The organism is Zobellia galactanivorans (assembly GCF_000973105.1).
GTDB lineage: Bacteria > Bacteroidota > Bacteroidia > Flavobacteriales > Flavobacteriaceae > Zobellia > Zobellia galactanivorans.
This window is the reverse complement of sequence record NC_015844.1, coordinates 3,698,460-3,713,667: the sequence shown is the minus strand read 5'-3', so window position 1 is coordinate 3,713,667 and position 15,208 is coordinate 3,698,460. Positions and strand designations below refer to the sequence as shown.

Here is a 15,208-nt window from a genome sequence, read left to right as displayed (position 1 = left end):
AGGTATGAGCGATAATAAAAAATGGTACTCTCTAGACCTAGGTCTAAATAACAGAAAAGAATCTTCGGGTTCTTGTGGTTGCGGTAAATCAGAGGGAAGCTGTAATAGCGGCCAAAAAAAAGAAGAGGAACTAAGCGCCGATGAGTTTTACGAGGCCGCCATCAACGCATCTATAGGAGAGGAAAGACACCGCGATGGCTTTGAGCAGGTTTTTGATGTAAAGATGGACCGAAGGAGTGCCTTTAAAAAACTAACTGCCAGCCTCTTGATAGGTGCTGGCGCAGTAACCACTTCATGTAGTGTAACCGCGGGAAGTGATACCAAGGAAAAGGCCCAGATCGATTGGGAGGAACAGTTTAAGGGAAACTATAAACTAATGACCGATGAGGAAAAACAGGCTACTATAAATAGACTTATGCGCTCGTATGAACTGCGTACGAATAAAAACATAAATATGACCGCAGAAAATGCGGCAGAAGATGTGCTCTTTGGCTATGCTTTCAATATATCCAAATGTCAGGGGTATATGAACTGTGTTAGTGCTTGTGTTGAGGAGAACAACCAAGACCGTAATTCCGAAATGCAGTACATCCGTATTCATGAGATGAAAGATGGGGAAGGCTTTAAGTTTGACAAAGCGGATGATAATTATTACCACGAGGTGCCCGCAGAAGGTCATTTCTATATGGGAACACAATGTTTTCATTGCGATAATCCTCCCTGTGTGGAAGTTTGCCCCGTGCAGGCAACATGGAAAGAGGAAGACGGACTCGTGGTTATAGATTATGACTGGTGCGTTGGCTGCCGCTACTGTATGGCTGCCTGCCCTTACGATGGTAGACGTTTTAACTGGAGTAAACCCGAAGTTCCAGAAAACGAAGTAAACAAAAATCAACATTACCTAGGGAACAGAATGCGCAAGAAAGGCGTCATGGAGAAATGTACTTTCTGTGTACAACGTACGCGTAAAGGGAAAAACCCGGCCTGTGTTGAAGCATGTCCTACCGGAGCTCGGATTTTCGGCAATCTCTTAGACCCTAACAGCACCATACGATGGGTACTGGAAAACAAGAAAGTATTTAGGTTAAAAGAAGATTTAGGCACAGAACCCAAGTTCTGGTACTTCATGGACTAAGAACGTCATAAAGGAAAGCATATAAATCGTAAGGCTTAGAATAGCAGAAATTCTTAGTCGGCAGATTTAAAATAATATACAATGGGAGCATTTAAAGTATTTAGAAGTTTGGTGGTCGATAGCTTAGATACCATAACCAAGGGATCTAAAAAGTATCACCTTTGGATGGGGTTTCTTACCTTGGTGATGCTAATCGGCATGTATTGTTATTCCATTCAATTGGAAGAAGGACTTAGCGCCACCGGAATGTCCGATCGCGTTAGCTGGGGACTGTACATTTCTAACTTTACTTTCTTGGTCGGAGTTGCCGCCGCGGCCGTAATGTTGGTCATGCCCACCTACGTTTTAAAAGATATCGATTTTAAACAGGCCGTTTTGATTGGCGAAGGATTGGCCGTAGCGGCATTAATAATGTGTTTAGCCTTTGTAGTTGCCGATATGGGGGGGCCATCCGTGTTATGGCATATGATCCCCGGAATAGGGGTTTTCAACTTCCCGAACTCCATGCTGACTTGGGACGTTATTGTTTTGAACGGATACCTTTTCATTAATATCAGTATTCCATTTTACATCCTCTTTAAGCATTATCAGAATAAAGAAGCAAAGAAAAGTGTGTATGTGCCGGGTGCAATTCTATCCGTGTTTTGGGCCGTGGGTATTCACTTGGTAACTGCATTTTTATACCAAGGTCTGCAAGCACGTCCTTTTTGGAACAATGCATTGTTAGGGCCTCGTTTCTTGGCATCGGCATTTGCAGCGGGACCTGCACTTATTATTTTGGTTTTGGCCGTCATACGGTCTTTTACGGCATTCAAGATAGAAGACAAAACAATCAAAAAAATAGCAATGATTGTCACCGTAGCCGCTCAGATAAACTTGATCATGCTAGTCTCTGAATTGTTCAAGGAATTTTATGCCCCTACACACCACAGTGAAAGTGCGTATTACCTTTTCTTTGGACTACATGGTAAAGATGCGTTATTACCGTGGATTTGGACCGCTATACCTTTAAACGTTCTTGCCACAGTGATACTCACATTCAATAAATTTAGAAATAACCTGAAAGTATTATACTTCTGCTGCTTTATGCTATTTGTAGCGATATGGATAGAAAAAGGATTTGGTTTGATCGTTCCTGGCTTCATTCCCGGACCTTACGGTAAAATAGTAGAATACCTACCCACCGGCGTAGAAATTGGCGTAACAATCGGCATTTGGGCAATGGGTGCCTTTATATTTACCATTCTTGCCAAAACTGCCATTGGTATTGAGTTGGGAGAATTACGGTATAAGGACAAAAAAGCTTAGGCTTTACAACTCTTCCTGAAATATGTCCATAGGGCTGCAATACCCGCAAGAACTATACGGAACTTTAGCTCATTGATGGGCAGTCCGTGTAATGCAAATCGGCCTGTGTCCACCAGTGTACCTTCCTTCGCTTCCGGCCCTTTGCGAAAATATTGCGTTCGCATTTGCGACCAAAGAAACTCTTGCTCACCCCTGCAAACTTCCCCTAATTAGAACTGCTTAGTTTTCTCTAGTATTAAACTGTCCGGTTTTAAGGGAAGCTTACAAAATTGGTTCCCATAACTCAATCTTGTTGCCCTCTTTATCCAAAATATGAACAAATTTTCCGTAATCGAAAGCTTCAATACTGTCAAGTATAGTCACTCCGTTTTTCTCTAATTTTTTCACAAGTCCTTCAATATTCTGAACTTGGTAGTTAATCATAAATTCTTTTTTGGAAGGTGAAAAATATTCATCGCCTTTTTTAAACGCTTTCCATTGAAGAGAATTTACAATATCAGGATTGTCAACATCTCTACTGTCAAAACTCGATGACCCCCAATTATTAGTTTCTATTCCTAAATTTTCAGCATACCATTTTTGCGTTTCTTTCGGATTGTCAGAATAGAAGAAAATTCCACCAACTCCCGTTACTTTTGGCGTATTGTCAACTTTTGAAGCTGGCTTTTCCGTTTGGTCTTTTTTGTCTGTCATATTGTTGTTTTTTTATTTTTCGAGTTGCAACTTGCGAGTAATATTAGAACCGATAATGTTAGTATTATTTTATTCATATCGCTAATGTTAAGTTATCACGATGTTTTTTTTAGCTGACGCACAACGGTTGAGCTATGAACAGTACGGGGCACGCCACCTGCGACAGCAGTGGGCGAGTTGGCGCGTTGGCCGCTTTCCGCCACGCACGTAGCGTAATCTTTTGGTTCTGTTTTTTTTGTTCAAAAGCGAAATCCCATCCCGATAGCTATCGGGATTGCGGACATCATAAAAATACGCAAACCATGTGATTAAGCCCTCAGCCCGAATTGTTTATAGGTTGTGTTAGCAAACGTTTTTAGAATCGTATTTTGGTATCTTTCAAGGCTTTACGTACCCGAAGTTTTTCTCTTACGTCCAAATAATTGTTTCTTAAGTCTAAATATTTTAGTTTCTTAAGCAAACCTAAATTATCGGGCATTTTCCTTATCCTATTTTTATTTAAATCCAAATATTTCAAATTTGGGATTTGTGTCAATTTGTTCGGTAGAGTATCAATATTATTTTGATATAATTTCAAGCTTGATAGAGCCTTTAGTTTGTCTAAATTCAAGGAGTTCAACACTTCGGAAGTCAGTCCTGAAGCACTGAGGTCAATGAATTTTATATTTGGACTTAATTCAGACATCTTTAAAAGGCTTTTGTCACTTATATACATAACTCTTGAAAAACTAATATCTTGAAGTTTCATTATTTCTATAACCTTTTTCAAAGGATGATTTTCTAAAGTTATAGTTGAGTCGGGTCTGTTAATTCCGTCGTAATATGAGCCTGGATTCATTGAAGTTAAAGTAGTAGCAATCCATATCTGTTCTGGAGCAATTTGTTCAGAATTTTTATTTACTAAATTTTTGGTGATTCGTACTAAGGAATCTAATTCTTCACAAATCAAAGAGACACTTTGTCTATTTTTATCGGTAAGATTTAATTCCATTGGAATGACATTCATTTTGAATTCAGTTTCATAATTTGAAAGGTCCAATAAGGAATATCTAATCGCTTTTTCAATTGGTTCAAAGTCTTTGTATTCCAATTTGGTCTCCGATTCTTTTCCACAATATGTTAAAGAATAAATAGCACCCATTACTGTTTGAGCGTCAATAATGGATTTTTTAAAATCTAAAGTTTTTTTTAAACTTGTTTTTCCAGTTTTACAGGAGATTATTGACAATACTATTAATAATGAATATAAAATTCTTCTCATTCTAATATGTGCTTTTTAAATGTTTGCTAACGGTTTGGCTATGAGCAGTTGGGGATTTTTGCCCTAACTTTTCGGTTAAGCACAAACCTTTATTTTATGTTTATACTTTCGTTTTATTACTTTCGCCCCAATTGCTTATAGCCGTTGTGCTTGTTGCGCAACTATGAATACCATCAATACGTACTTGTTAAGTTATTTTTTATAAGATGTAACTAGCTGACATATTGAGTTTTAATATTTCTAATAATTCAAAAACCATCAATTTATTCCCGATGACGAGTTGTGCAACGGTTACTTTTGTTAGGCACAGGCTTTTTATAGCAGGGGATAAATTGATTTTAGAAGTCCATCTTTGATAATAATTTCCACGTTGATTCCAGATTCCATTTTTGATTTATAAACGTTTAAAGCTCCGAATTTTTTCTTTTTGTTATTCACAGCGAATAGACATTCATGGAACAACTTGTTTAAAGTCCATGTTGGAGGAAAAAATGTACTGGGCTTTTCCTTTTTTGTCCATCTATCCATTTCAGAGTCATAGTATTCTATTTTGGCTTCAAATACACCCTTTTTATTCTTCTTTAAAACTTTTCTAATTTTTACTAATTCTCTATCATAAAAATGAATTCCAGTAATTCTTCCATTCCTAATTTTTCCTTTAGTACAATGTTCAATTAATTCTACAAAATCTGGTGATACACTCACATTTTCATCAGTTAAAACGAAATCTTTCATCACATTTATGTGCTTTTCTTGACAAATTTGTTGCGCTCTTTTTGGATTTGTTGTTAGGAGCTTTCGAAAAATTTTAGATTCTTTTCTTAAACTTGGAAGGTCTTTAAATGGTCCCTCATCTCCATCTTCCACATATTTAATGGTATAGACAGAAGGTACTTTAGATATAGTAGTACCAGTTTTCAAACCTTGTTTGTTTGTAGTAAAAGTGTCCTCGTGTATATAATATTGAAATTCCAACTTAAATTTTTCAGCTGTTCGTTAAGAGACATAGTTTACACAAGTTAACGAAAAAACCACATAGGATCAAGGCGATCTTAACGTTGGGTCGTTAGTTTTAGGTATGCAGGGAAAAAAGGAGTATCAAGAAAAACTGTTCGCCCATTTCCAGTTGAGCGAGCGAATCCCCAAGAACAATTTCTACAGGCGGTTGAAAGAGGTTTTGGAGCTACGCTTCCTTTACGGCCTTACCGAAGGCTATTACGGGAACAGCGGCCAAAAGAGCATAGACCCAGTGGTCTTCTTCAAGCTCTGCCTTGTGGGCTATCTGGAGAACATCGTCAGCGACCGCAAGCTCATGGCCCATTGTTCCCTACGGTTGGACATCCTTTATTTCATAGGGTACGATATAGACGAGGAGCTCCCCTGGCACAGTACGATAAGCCGTACCCGCCAACTGTTCCCGGAAAGTGTATTCGAGGAAGTCTTCACCACGGTTTTACGTATGTGCGTGGAGAAGGGAATGGTGAGCGGCCATACCCAGGCCATAGATTCCGCACCTGTGAAGGCCAACGCGAGCATGGACACCTTGGAACTTAAGGTGCCCGAAAGGGAACTGGACGAACACCTGTGCAAGGTACGTGTCCTGAGTGCCATGGACAAAGGTGAGCCACACCGTAAATCGCGGAACGACAGGTCGGACAAGGGCCAGCGCAGCGTTACGGCCAACCCCAACGAACTGGCTGCGATAAAGGGCCGGAACAAAAAATGGGCGAAGGACCAGGACCAACGCCCGGGCGCCAAGAACAAGGGGGCCAAGTATACGAGCAACAAAACGCACTACAGCCCCACGGACCCCGATGCGAGGATCAGCGTAAAACCGGGCAAGGCTAGAAAACTGAACTACCTTTCCCAATTGAGCGTCGATACGGCCCACCACGTCATTACGGACATCAGGGCCTACCATGCCGACGGGAAGGACAACCAACAGTTGCCCGACATCGTAAAACGCCTGCAAAGAAGGCTGTGGCAACAGGGCCTGGTCTGGGAGAACTGCGTAGCGGACACGGGTTACAGTAGCGGGGAGAACTATGCCTTTCTAGAGGATATCGGTCTAAAGAGCTTCATTCCGCCCCATGGCACGTACAAGGGCGGCCCCACGGGTTTTACGTATAATGAAATCGAAGATCATTATATCTGTCCACAGGGCAAGGTCATCCCGTTCAGAAAGGTATTCAAGGATCACCGTACGGGTACGAAAAAGAAAGCGTACCGCGCATCGAGTCTGATCTGTAAGGGCTGCCCGTTGAAATCCACATGTCTGGGCAAGGTGAACGAAAAACAATTTTCGGTCACCTATTACCGGGCCGAGTACGAGCGGAACATCAAAAGGGTGAACAGCCAACAGGGCAGATATATGAAAGGCAAACGACAGAGTACGGTAGAGCCCGTTTTTGGAACGTTGACACAGTTCATGGGGCTGAGGAAGGTGAATACCATAGGGCTCGAACAGGCGAACAAGGTCATGCACCTCTCGGCGATTGCCTACAACCTGAAAAAGTACCTGAAATTCACGGAAAAACGTTCAAAAAGCGGGGCGGGAAGCTTTGTTTTGCCGCGCATCGCAAAAAACTGCTTCCAAGCATTTCAAAGTTCACTTGTAGGCTACCCAAAAAATATAGGTTGGCCAGTGGTCTAAAAGATAAAACCGCCTTAAAAAGCGGTTATGTGAGTCGTTATTTTAATGATTATGGGGTTGTGCAACGGTTACTATTGTTGGCAACAGTTTTTCTCCGTTCGAGTGTACCGTTTCCATTATTAATTCTTACTATTTTCGTCCGAGTAAAGTCCATCTGCGCAACAGTTGATTCTGAGTGAAGTCCATGTGCATAGTTGTTTAAAGACCGAAATTGCGTTGAGATTTTGTTGGCAACACTTTTATTTCACTTTTTTGTAATAGTAACCTAGGTCATAATTCAGGGATATTCTTGGTTTTCCGACGAATAAAAACCTATCAATACTGGTGTGATAACCTGCTTTTCCATATTCATATTCATAGGAGAATTCGATATCGCCTCCTTTTATTTTATAATCCCCTATTCCCCAAGCTCCATTTTTAAAAGTTCCATTTTTAAATAGAACCAGAGTGTCAATTGAAGACGGCCCTTCAAGAATTGGTTCAGAATTATTGCTTACGTATGTTCCGGTAATTGCCCATTTTGGATAGTAGTTATTCCAGATGATTAATAAAATAATACACAAAAGAGGTAATATGAGTTTCTTCATTTGAAATTGTTGCCAACGGTTGTGTATATGGCTTGTAGCGTGCAAATTAGGAAATAAATTTCGGATTAAGCACAAGCCAGATTTTCAAATTTTACTATTTATCTAATCGTCAAATTTAAAAATTTGGCGACTTTCCAATTATATCTTAACTTCGTTTGAGCAACTGATTAGCTATGAGCTATATACGTTGTTGGCAGCTGGGCTTTTTTACGTCATTATTCGTGTTCAAAGAATCGCTTTTTCATTGTTGAAATTACATTTTCTATTCCATCTTTTCTCAGCCATTCATATTCTACTGTTGAAAGATTGCCAGCTGTGTAGTGTAATTGCTTTTTGTTGTCTGTCGCAGCTTGGAAAACTACATTGGCAATGGTTTCAGGTGTATCTTTTTTTGCATTTGAATCTGCTTTCATTGCCGTGATGTATTGATTAAAAACTTCCTGATAATTTTGATGAGAAACCATTTGTGCATTATTTCCAAAGCTAGTTTGCATATAAGCAGGAACAATTGTTTTGATATTGATTCCAAACTCATTTAGTTCGTAGCTCATTCCTTCCGTCCACGTTTCCAATGCTGATTTTGTTGCTGCATAAACTGCTACAAACGGATAAGGAATATTAGCGGTTGAAGATGTAACAGTAATAATCGTTCCTCCTTTTCTTGCTCTGAAGTAAGGAAGAAATGATTTTGTAACGAGTATTGTTCCTAAGAAATTAGTGTTGATCTGTCTTGTTAATTGTTCATCGCTAGTCCCCTCAAAAGCTCCCATAAGTCCATACGCTGCATTATTGAATAATACATCTACAGGACTTATTTTTTCTGCTTCAGAAGCTACTTGAGCAATTTGCTTGGCATTATTGATGTCCAACTTCAAAAGATGAATGTTTGGTAACTCAGTAAGTTCTGTTTCTTTTTCGGGATTACGCATTGTAGCAATTACCGTCCAACCATTTGCCGCAAATAATTTGGCAGTTGCTTTTCCTAATCCTGATGATGCGCCTGTAATAAAAATTGTTTTGTCCATTTTCTTTATTTTTTAATATAAATTGATGGAACAAAAGTGCACAGATTAAAAATGAACCTGTTTACCATATGGTAAAATCAGTTTAGCGAATATTTTTTCTTATTCTACTCAACGACTGTTGTGTGATTCCCAAATATGAAGCGATGTATGATAAGGGAATGCGATTGACAAGTGTTGGATATTTTTCCATAAATTCTAGATAACGTGTGGTTGCATCTTGTGAAACTAACGGACTTACTCGTTCCAATTTTTGCGCAAGTGATTTATTCGTAATCTTTTGAATAATATGTTCCCAATCAATTATAGTTTCAGAAATTTCTTTCCAATCTTTGTTAGAAAATACAAGTAGCTTACAATCTGTTGCAGCCTGTATATATTCCGTTGAAGGTGCATTATTTAAGTTGAAAAGAAGATGGTTTTCTTCAATGAAAATTTTAGTGATTTCTTCACCTTTGTTGTTGTAATAACAAATACGAAGAATACCCTCAATAATAAACCCGACTTGTTTCAAAACTTTTCCCGCTTCTGCAAAATAGTCGTCTTTGTTAAGTTCAATTTCTTTTGCTTTGCTTGTAATCAAGTCAATTTGCTGTTTATTCAAATTACCATATTGCAAGATGTACTCTATAAATTCTTTCATTACTGCAAAGTAATATATCTTTGTTTTGCGTCATTTACCATTTGGTAAAAAGTGTATTTCTGTCGTTTTCGCCTTGCTGCCAACGCCTGAGCTATGAACAGTACGTGAGTAAACTAGCGTTTGCTTTCCGCCACACACATAGCCAAATCTTTGTGTTTTGTTTTTTCTTTTTTTCTCTACAAAGCAAAATCCCAAAGATTTTGCGGTCTTCATAAAAATACGCAAACCCTGCGACTATGCCCTAAGCCCGTATTGTTTATAGGTTTTGTTGTGGTGCGTTTTTTTCCATCGCATTTATCATATTCAATGCGGATTTAGCCAATCCACTTTCGGGAAACTCTTTTAAAGTCCGTTCGTAGTATTCCTTCGATTTTATTCCATTCCCAATTTGTGAATAGCAAAACCCTATGTTGGCTAATGCCATTTCTCGATATGACATTTTGGAGGAGCTTAATAATGTTATAAACCTGTACTTATCAATCCATTCGTATTTTTTAAAAAAAGCATAACTTTTTTCAAAGTCAGGAATCGCATCTTTAAATTTTTCTGAATTATTTTTCTTTATTCCATTTCTGTGGTCTCGTGGAATTAGATTTCTCAATGAAAATGAAATTAAAAGATATGTGATTGCACCATAAAGAACTGCATTTTGTGGATTTATTAAAAACCACACAAAGATTATAACGCCCATTACGATTAAATGTGGGATTATTGAAATCCAATTGGTTTGTCGTACAGTTGGAACCTTTGAACCCATTATCTCTTTTTAGTTTTATTCAAAGTTGTTGTCTTTTTTAAAGTTTCCATCTCCATTAAAATAAGATATTAGAATTTCTGTCATATGGTCAATTGAGGAAGGTGGTTCATTAATAACAAATTGCTTTCCATTTTCCTCATACATTGAAGAGAGTCCATCTTCATTTAAATTTCCGCCAACCTCAATCCAATTGCTATTATCTGTGGAAAGAATCACTTGATTAAAAGTATTCCAATCAATTTCTTTCATAGTTTCCTTAATTTGAGATAAAGAGGTGCTATCTGAAATTATTTTTTCCTCCGCTCCGTAATTGGATAATACCATTAATTCCATTTTCACAGTACTAGTCTTTTTATCAGCACAACTTATTATGAGAATGCTTAATATGAACAAATATTTGAATTTCATCTAATTTTTTTAAATGCACCACAACGTCTCGGCTATGCTCAGTGCGGGGCTGCACGAAACTACTTTTCCGCCACGCAATAGCAAAAATCTTTTTGTTTTGGTTTTATCTTGTCCCGCTCAAAAGCAAAATCCAAAAGATTTTGCGGTGCTCGTCGGCACGCCCAGACCAATGGATTCAGCACTTACGCCCGCATTGAGTATAGCCATTGTTACCCAACGTTTTTCGTTCCACTGATTCTCTCAACCCGTAATTTTCTCCAATCCGAATTTAGGTTAATTTTTTAATTTTGATAAAATTTATCAATCCTGTCAGTTATATTCAGTTTAATGAGAAATCCGTCTGCTGGTTTTTTAAGAACTTATGTTTCAATTTAAATCTTTAATAGTGTAGAGGACTTTTTTTTCTTTATTCAAAATAAACATTGTGTGGAAGCTTGTTCTTATCTTGTTCTCCGACTGATAAAATTGTTCTGTGATACAGGCAGCAAAAAATCCCTCTTCAAACTTTAAATCCTGGAGTATCTTACATTCTGGGTAATTTTTGTGAAAAAAATCAAACATCTGAAGAATCTCTTTTTTTCTTATTTCAGATAGAAGTTTATATGGTGTCCAAGGCTGTTGCATCGGTCTTTTTGAATAACCTTCGCACGTTAAATTATCCTGCCATTCGTCAAGTGGTACGCTATTTTTTAAATCAATCTTATTTATTCTATATGCCGCAGGAGAACAGACCATTGATTCTTTCAAAATATTTGCTTTGTCTGGAATCTCCTGATTTCTCACATAATCACAAGAATAAATTAAACCCATTATAATATAGAATATTACCTTTTTCAATGATGTTTCTTTAAATGTTGGGTAACGTGATTGTGTATGATTAGTGGCGTGTTTAAGCACCTGATTTAGCAAATAAAAACCGAATAGAAAATCCGCGAGGATTTTCGTAAGTAGGCGAGAACCAGCCATTAATTATACACGGTGTTACCACACGTTTTGCTCTTTTCCAACTGGTTCAAATGGTTTGCAAGCACTTTCCATTGCCATATATTCTAATTCTTCATTAGTAATTGGTTTCGGAAAAAGCCATCCTTTCATTCTCGAAATCCAATCGATATAAATTCCTGCTTTTTTCGAGATTGCTATCATTTCCTTTTCGGTCAGTATTTTTTCAATTCCGTTTTCAAAGTCAACTTTTATTAGAGGAAATTTGGCGTTATTTTCATCTGTAAGAGTTGCCTGTTTTTTGAGTGACTTACTAATTGACTGCATAAAATCCAAAATCGAATTCAGTTCCGATTCCGATTTTATTTCAGTTGGTTGTATGTCAAATTCAATTTGTTCTGGACAAAAGAAATAACTTTTGACTAAAACTCCGTTTAAATCTATTGTCAGAGATTTAGTTTCTAATTTTCCAGTTTCGTCATTCCACATTTTTTGGACGTAATCAAAGTCAATTCTTTTTTTTCCGTTTTCTTTATCAATTCCAAATATTAGATTGTATTCCGAATTCAGAAATTCAATCAGTTTTTTCCAATCCGAAGAGTCAACATCTTGCACGTAAATATCTTTTAAACTTCCATCAGGTTTAAAAATCCATTTCGCTTTATTCCAATTTCTCTCGGTTTTCATCTAATGTGTGGTAACGGTTAGTATAACCGTAGTTACGGGGTTAAAATTAATGTTTTTCGTTTAATCACAGACCTTAGCAATTCCGAGTGGATTCGGACGTAGTCGAATCCGCCGTAATTGCGGTTATACATTGTGCCTGTTGCACAAGTTAACGAAAAAACCACATAGGCTAAAGGAGATCTTAACGTTGGGTCGTTAATTTTAGGTATGCAGGGAAAAAAGGAGTATCAAGAAAAACTGTTCGCCCATTTCCAGTTGAGCGAGCGAATCCCCAAGAACAATTTCTACAGGCGGTTGAAAGAGGTTTTGGAGCTACGCTTCCTTTACGGCCTTACCGAAGGCTATTACGGGAACAGCGGCCAAAAGAGCATAGACCCAGTGGTCTTCTTCAAGCTCTGCCTTGTGGGCTATCTGGAGAACATCATCAGCGACCGCAGGCTCATGGCCCATTGTTCCCTGCGGTTGGACATCCTTTATTTTATCGGCTACGATATCGACGAGGAACTGCCCTGGCACAGTACGATAAGCCGTACGCGTCAACTGTTCCCCGAAAGTGTCTTCGAGGAAGTCTTCACCAAGGTGTTGAGTATGTGCGTGGAGAAGGGAATGGTGAGCGGCCATACCCAGGCCATAGATTCCGCACCTGTGAAGGCCAACGCGAGCATGGACACCTTGGAACTTAAGGTGCCCGAAAGGGAACTGGACGAACACCTGCGCAAGGTACGTGTCCTGAGTGCAATGGACAAAAAAGGGGAGCCGCATCGCAAGAGCAAGAACGACAGCTCCGACAAGGGCCAGCGTAGTGTCACTGCAAGCAAGAACGAACTGGCGGCGATAAAGGGCAGGAACAAAAAATGGGCGAAGGACCAGGACCAACGCCCGGGCGCCAAGAACAAGGGGGCCAAGTATACGAGCAACAAAACGCACTACAGCCCCACGGATCCCGATGCACGCATCAGCGTAAAACCGGGCAAGGCCAGAAAACTGAACTACCTTTCCCAATTGAGCGTCGATACGGCGAACCATGTGATCACGGACATCAGGGCCTACCATGCCGACGGGAAGGACAACCAACAGTTGCCGGATATCGTCCAAAGACTTCGGGCAAGGTTGTGGAAGCAGGGCCTGGTCTGGGAGAACTGCGTAGCGGACACCGGGTATAGCAGTGGCGGGAACTATGCCTTTTTGGAGAAAACAGGGTTAAAGAGCTTCATTCCGCCCCATGGCACTTACAAGGGCGGTCCGGACGGATTCACCTATAACAATACAGAAGACCATTACGTATGTCCGCAGGGCAAGGTGATACCCTTCACCAAGGTGTTCAACGATCACCGTACGGGCACCAAAAAGAAGGAATATAGGGCACGGAAACATGTTTGTATCGATTGTCCCTTACGACGGACCTGTTTGGGCAAAAGCGCTCAGGAAAAGAAGTTCAGTGTTACCTATTACCGAGAAGAATATGAACGTAACATCAAAAGGGTGAACAGTAAATTGGGGCGCTATATGAAGGGCAAGCGACAGAGTACGGTAGAGCCCGTTTTTGGAACGTTGACACAGTTCATGGGCATGCGGAAGGTGAACACCATAGGGCTCGAACAGGCGAACAAGGTGATGCACCTCTCGGCGATTGCCTACAACCTGAAAAAGTACCTGAAATTCACGGAAAAGCGTTCAAAAAGCGGGGCGGAAAGCTTTGTTTTGCCGCGCATCGCAAAAAACTGCTTCCAAGCACTTGAAAGTTCACTTGTAGGCTACCCAAAAAATATAGGTTGGCCAGTGGTCTAAAAGATAAAACCGCCTTAAAAAGCGGTTATGTGAGTCGTTATTTTAATGATTATGGGGTTGTGCAACGGTTACCATCTTAAGTTTGATTCTCTTTAAATTTATAGTATTAACCAGAGAGAACGAAAGAGCGGATTAAGGTCAAGGTTACCGTTGGAACTTATGATTCCGTCAACATTGATGATCCCCGCTCTTTTCTACTTCCATTTCGTTCAGTTCTATGAGACTTTAGATCTCGATTTCAAGTTGTTGAAAAAAAAGTAGGTCGTCCTTTCTTAAATCAATCCTTATGAATAAATATAAAGAAATTTTTGGAGTAGATATCAGTAAAGATGTCTTTGATGTTTATGGAAGTGAAAGTGGCCATTCCCAATTCAAAAATACTCCGCAAGGGTTTAAATTGTTCGCCAAGACATTGCCAACGGGGGCTTTGGTGGTTATGGAAGCTACAGGGTATTACCACTATCGTTTAGCTCAATATCTTTTTAGCCATGATATCTCCGTTTCCGTGGTGAACCCCCTACAGGTAAAACGTTTTGTTCAAATGCGATTATCTAAGATCAAGACGGACAAGAGCGATGCCAAGGCAATCTGTGGGTACGCAATAGCAAATACGGTTCCGCTATATGACGCCGTGAACGAGACCCAGGCGGAATGTCTCCAGTTATTTCGCTTACTTGATGTTTATCTCAAACAACGGACCGCGATCAAAAACAAGCTTCACGGAGAGCGAACATTGGGCAGGCCGTCCAAAGTGGTCTATCGCTCCCTTAGTCGCAGCCTGAAGCATCTGGACGTGGAAATCGATTGTTTGGAGGTCCGTATTTTAAGCCTGGTCAAACAAGGACAACAAAAACAGTTGACGGACTTGAAGAGCATCCCGGGACTAGGAACCAAAACGGCGCTGTTCTTGATCGTGGTTACCGACGGTTTCAACAAGTTCGACACTGCTGGCCAGCTTTGCAGCTATGTGGGGCTGACACCGATTATACGCATGTCGGGCAGTAGTGTCAGGGGCAAGGCCAGAATAAGTAAAATGGGCAACCGTAAGCTCCGCAACCTACTTTTTTTATGTGCCTTTTCGGCCTGTAAACATAATAAGGCATGCAGGGCCGTTTATGAACGGATCGTAGCGAAGGGGAAAAGTAAAAAATTGGCCTTGATAGCGGTGGCCAACAAGTTGCTGAAACAGGCATTTGCAATTGCCAAATCAGGGTTGCCCTATGATGAGAACTATGTGTCCGCCCAAGTCAAGGGATAGATTGAAAAAGCAGTGATGTCAAAAAAGCCAAGATTTATTTTTAGGTTTTGGCAAAGAATAATTATG

Annotated in this window: 17 protein-coding genes; 6 read left to right on the top strand and 11 right to left on the bottom strand. The window is 39.8% G+C overall.

From position 1 onward, the window contains the following. Window positions 1–4 precede the first annotated feature (4 nt). Together ZOBGAL_RS15155 and dsrP are read left to right on the top strand one after the other, a co-directional pair. Window positions 5–1,135, top strand: a complete 1,131-nt coding sequence (locus ZOBGAL_RS15155; RefSeq protein WP_013994541.1) for a 4Fe-4S dicluster domain-containing protein — start codon at window positions 5–7, stop codon at window positions 1,133–1,135. Window positions 1,136–1,216: 81 nt separating this feature from the next. Then, the gene (gene dsrP / locus ZOBGAL_RS15150; protein WP_013994540.1) at window positions 1,217–2,443 is read left to right on the top strand and encodes a sulfate reduction electron transfer complex DsrMKJOP subunit DsrP; all 1,227 of its coding nucleotides are present in this window, start codon (window positions 1,217–1,219) and stop codon (window positions 2,441–2,443) included. 261 nt (window positions 2,444–2,704) lie between these two features. Here dsrP and ZOBGAL_RS15145 read toward each other — a convergent pair whose 3' ends face one another. From ZOBGAL_RS15145 to ZOBGAL_RS15135, 4 genes are all read right to left on the bottom strand, one after another. Then, window positions 2,705–3,136: a VOC family protein gene (locus ZOBGAL_RS15145; protein WP_013994539.1), complete on the bottom strand. Its 432-nt coding sequence runs from the start codon at window positions 3,134–3,136 to the stop codon at window positions 2,705–2,707. Further along, a complete protein-coding gene (locus tag ZOBGAL_RS24055) occupies window positions 3,133–3,213 on the bottom strand; it encodes a lipoprotein (protein WP_394331329.1) in 81 nt (26 codons plus the stop codon). The genes ZOBGAL_RS15145 and ZOBGAL_RS24055 overlap by 4 nt, the downstream gene beginning before the upstream one ends. 278 nt (window positions 3,214–3,491) lie before the next feature. Further along, window positions 3,492–4,397 carry a leucine-rich repeat domain-containing protein gene (locus ZOBGAL_RS15140; RefSeq protein ID WP_013994538.1) on the bottom strand — a complete coding sequence of 302 codons (906 nt, stop codon included), beginning with the start codon at window positions 4,395–4,397 and terminating at the stop codon, window positions 3,492–3,494. A gap of 315 nt (window positions 4,398–4,712) precedes the next feature. After that, on the bottom strand, window positions 4,713–5,318 hold the full coding sequence (locus ZOBGAL_RS15135) for an EndoU domain-containing protein (protein WP_148560718.1): 606 nt from the start codon (window positions 5,316–5,318) through the stop codon (window positions 4,713–4,715). A gap of 157 nt (window positions 5,319–5,475) precedes the next feature. Here ZOBGAL_RS15135 and ZOBGAL_RS15130 point away from each other — a divergent pair, with 157 nt between their 5' ends. Beyond that, a complete protein-coding gene (locus ZOBGAL_RS15130; protein ID WP_013994536.1) occupies window positions 5,476–7,050 on the top strand; it encodes an IS1182 family transposase in 1,575 nt (524 codons plus the stop codon). Window positions 7,051–7,289: 239 nt separating this feature from the next. On the opposite strand, the gene ZOBGAL_RS15125 is transcribed toward ZOBGAL_RS15130, so the two are convergent. From ZOBGAL_RS15125 to ZOBGAL_RS15105, 5 genes are all read right to left on the bottom strand, one after another. Further along, window positions 7,290–7,637 (bottom strand): hypothetical protein, encoded by a 348-nt coding sequence (locus ZOBGAL_RS15125; RefSeq protein ID WP_013994535.1) that lies wholly within the window; start codon window positions 7,635–7,637, stop codon window positions 7,290–7,292. 215 nt (window positions 7,638–7,852) lie between these two features. After that, entirely contained in the window at window positions 7,853–8,662 is an 810-nt protein-coding gene (locus tag ZOBGAL_RS15120) for an SDR family oxidoreductase (RefSeq protein WP_013994534.1), read from the bottom strand. Window positions 8,663–8,744: 82 nt separating this feature from the next. Further along, window positions 8,745–9,302, bottom strand: a complete 558-nt coding sequence (locus ZOBGAL_RS15115; protein ID WP_013994533.1) for a Crp/Fnr family transcriptional regulator — start codon at window positions 9,300–9,302, stop codon at window positions 8,745–8,747. A gap of 256 nt (window positions 9,303–9,558) precedes the next feature. Next, window positions 9,559–10,059: a tetratricopeptide repeat protein gene (locus tag ZOBGAL_RS15110; RefSeq protein ID WP_052725578.1), complete on the bottom strand. Its 501-nt coding sequence runs from the start codon at window positions 10,057–10,059 to the stop codon at window positions 9,559–9,561. A gap of 15 nt (window positions 10,060–10,074) precedes the next feature. Beyond that, complete coding sequence (locus tag ZOBGAL_RS15105) at window positions 10,075–10,398, bottom strand: hypothetical protein (RefSeq protein ID WP_148560717.1); 324 nt, start codon at window positions 10,396–10,398, stop codon at window positions 10,075–10,077. 82 nt (window positions 10,399–10,480) lie between these two features. On the opposite strand from ZOBGAL_RS15105, the gene ZOBGAL_RS23395 reads away from it, so the two are divergent. Then, window positions 10,481–10,702: a hypothetical protein gene (locus ZOBGAL_RS23395; RefSeq protein WP_013994530.1), complete on the top strand. Its 222-nt coding sequence runs from the start codon at window positions 10,481–10,483 to the stop codon at window positions 10,700–10,702. A 131-nt stretch (window positions 10,703–10,833) separates the two neighbouring features. On the opposite strand, the gene ZOBGAL_RS15100 is transcribed toward ZOBGAL_RS23395, so the two are convergent. Both ZOBGAL_RS15100 and ZOBGAL_RS15095 read right to left on the bottom strand, forming a co-directional pair. Next, window positions 10,834–11,304 (bottom strand): hypothetical protein, encoded by a 471-nt coding sequence (locus tag ZOBGAL_RS15100; RefSeq protein WP_123772427.1) that lies wholly within the window; start codon window positions 11,302–11,304, stop codon window positions 10,834–10,836. 144 nt (window positions 11,305–11,448) lie between these two features. Next, on the bottom strand, window positions 11,449–12,096 hold the full coding sequence (locus tag ZOBGAL_RS15095) for a hypothetical protein (protein ID WP_013994528.1): 648 nt from the start codon (window positions 12,094–12,096) through the stop codon (window positions 11,449–11,451). Between the two features lie 207 nt (window positions 12,097–12,303). Here ZOBGAL_RS15095 and ZOBGAL_RS15090 point away from each other — a divergent pair, with 207 nt between their 5' ends. After that, window positions 12,304–13,884 carry an IS1182 family transposase gene (locus ZOBGAL_RS15090; RefSeq protein ID WP_013994527.1) on the top strand — a complete coding sequence of 527 codons (1,581 nt, stop codon included), beginning with the start codon at window positions 12,304–12,306 and terminating at the stop codon, window positions 13,882–13,884. Window positions 13,885–14,170: 286 nt separating this feature from the next. Further along, the gene (locus tag ZOBGAL_RS15085) at window positions 14,171–15,142 is read left to right on the top strand and encodes an IS110 family RNA-guided transposase (RefSeq protein ID WP_013994526.1); all 972 of its coding nucleotides are present in this window, start codon (window positions 14,171–14,173) and stop codon (window positions 15,140–15,142) included. Window positions 15,143–15,208: the final 66 nt, after the last annotated feature.

Excerpts from the sequence above, each read along its gene's own strand:
- dsrP (WP_013994540.1), top strand. The coding sequence starts at position 1,217 with ATGGGAGCATTTAAAGTATTTAGAAGTTTGGTGGTCGATAGCTTAGAT.
- ZOBGAL_RS15085 (WP_013994526.1), top strand. The coding sequence starts at position 14,171 with ATGAATAAATATAAAGAAATTTTTGGAGTAGATATCAGTAAAGATGTC.
- ZOBGAL_RS15130 (WP_013994536.1), top strand. The coding sequence starts at position 5,476 with ATGCAGGGAAAAAAGGAGTATCAAGAAAAACTGTTCGCCCATTTCCAG.
- ZOBGAL_RS23395 (WP_013994530.1), top strand. The coding sequence starts at position 10,481 with ATGCACCACAACGTCTCGGCTATGCTCAGTGCGGGGCTGCACGAAACT.
- ZOBGAL_RS15110 (WP_052725578.1), bottom strand. The coding sequence starts at position 10,059 with ATGGGTTCAAAGGTTCCAACTGTACGACAAACCAATTGGATTTCAATA.
- ZOBGAL_RS24055 (WP_394331329.1), bottom strand. The coding sequence starts at position 3,213 with ATGAATAAAATAATACTAACATTATCGGTTCTAATATTACTCGCAAGT.
- ZOBGAL_RS15145 (WP_013994539.1), bottom strand. The coding sequence starts at position 3,136 with ATGACAGACAAAAAAGACCAAACGGAAAAGCCAGCTTCAAAAGTTGAC.
- ZOBGAL_RS15140 (WP_013994538.1), bottom strand. The coding sequence starts at position 4,397 with ATGAGAAGAATTTTATATTCATTATTAATAGTATTGTCAATAATCTCC.
- ZOBGAL_RS15155 (WP_013994541.1), top strand. The coding sequence starts at position 5 with ATGAGCGATAATAAAAAATGGTACTCTCTAGACCTAGGTCTAAATAAC.
- ZOBGAL_RS15125 (WP_013994535.1), bottom strand. The coding sequence starts at position 7,637 with ATGAAGAAACTCATATTACCTCTTTTGTGTATTATTTTATTAATCATC.
- ZOBGAL_RS15090 (WP_013994527.1), top strand. The coding sequence starts at position 12,304 with ATGCAGGGAAAAAAGGAGTATCAAGAAAAACTGTTCGCCCATTTCCAG.
- ZOBGAL_RS15120 (WP_013994534.1), bottom strand. The coding sequence starts at position 8,662 with ATGGACAAAACAATTTTTATTACAGGCGCATCATCAGGATTAGGAAAA.
- ZOBGAL_RS15115 (WP_013994533.1), bottom strand. The coding sequence starts at position 9,302 with ATGAAAGAATTTATAGAGTACATCTTGCAATATGGTAATTTGAATAAA.
- ZOBGAL_RS15095 (WP_013994528.1), bottom strand. The coding sequence starts at position 12,096 with ATGAAAACCGAGAGAAATTGGAATAAAGCGAAATGGATTTTTAAACCT.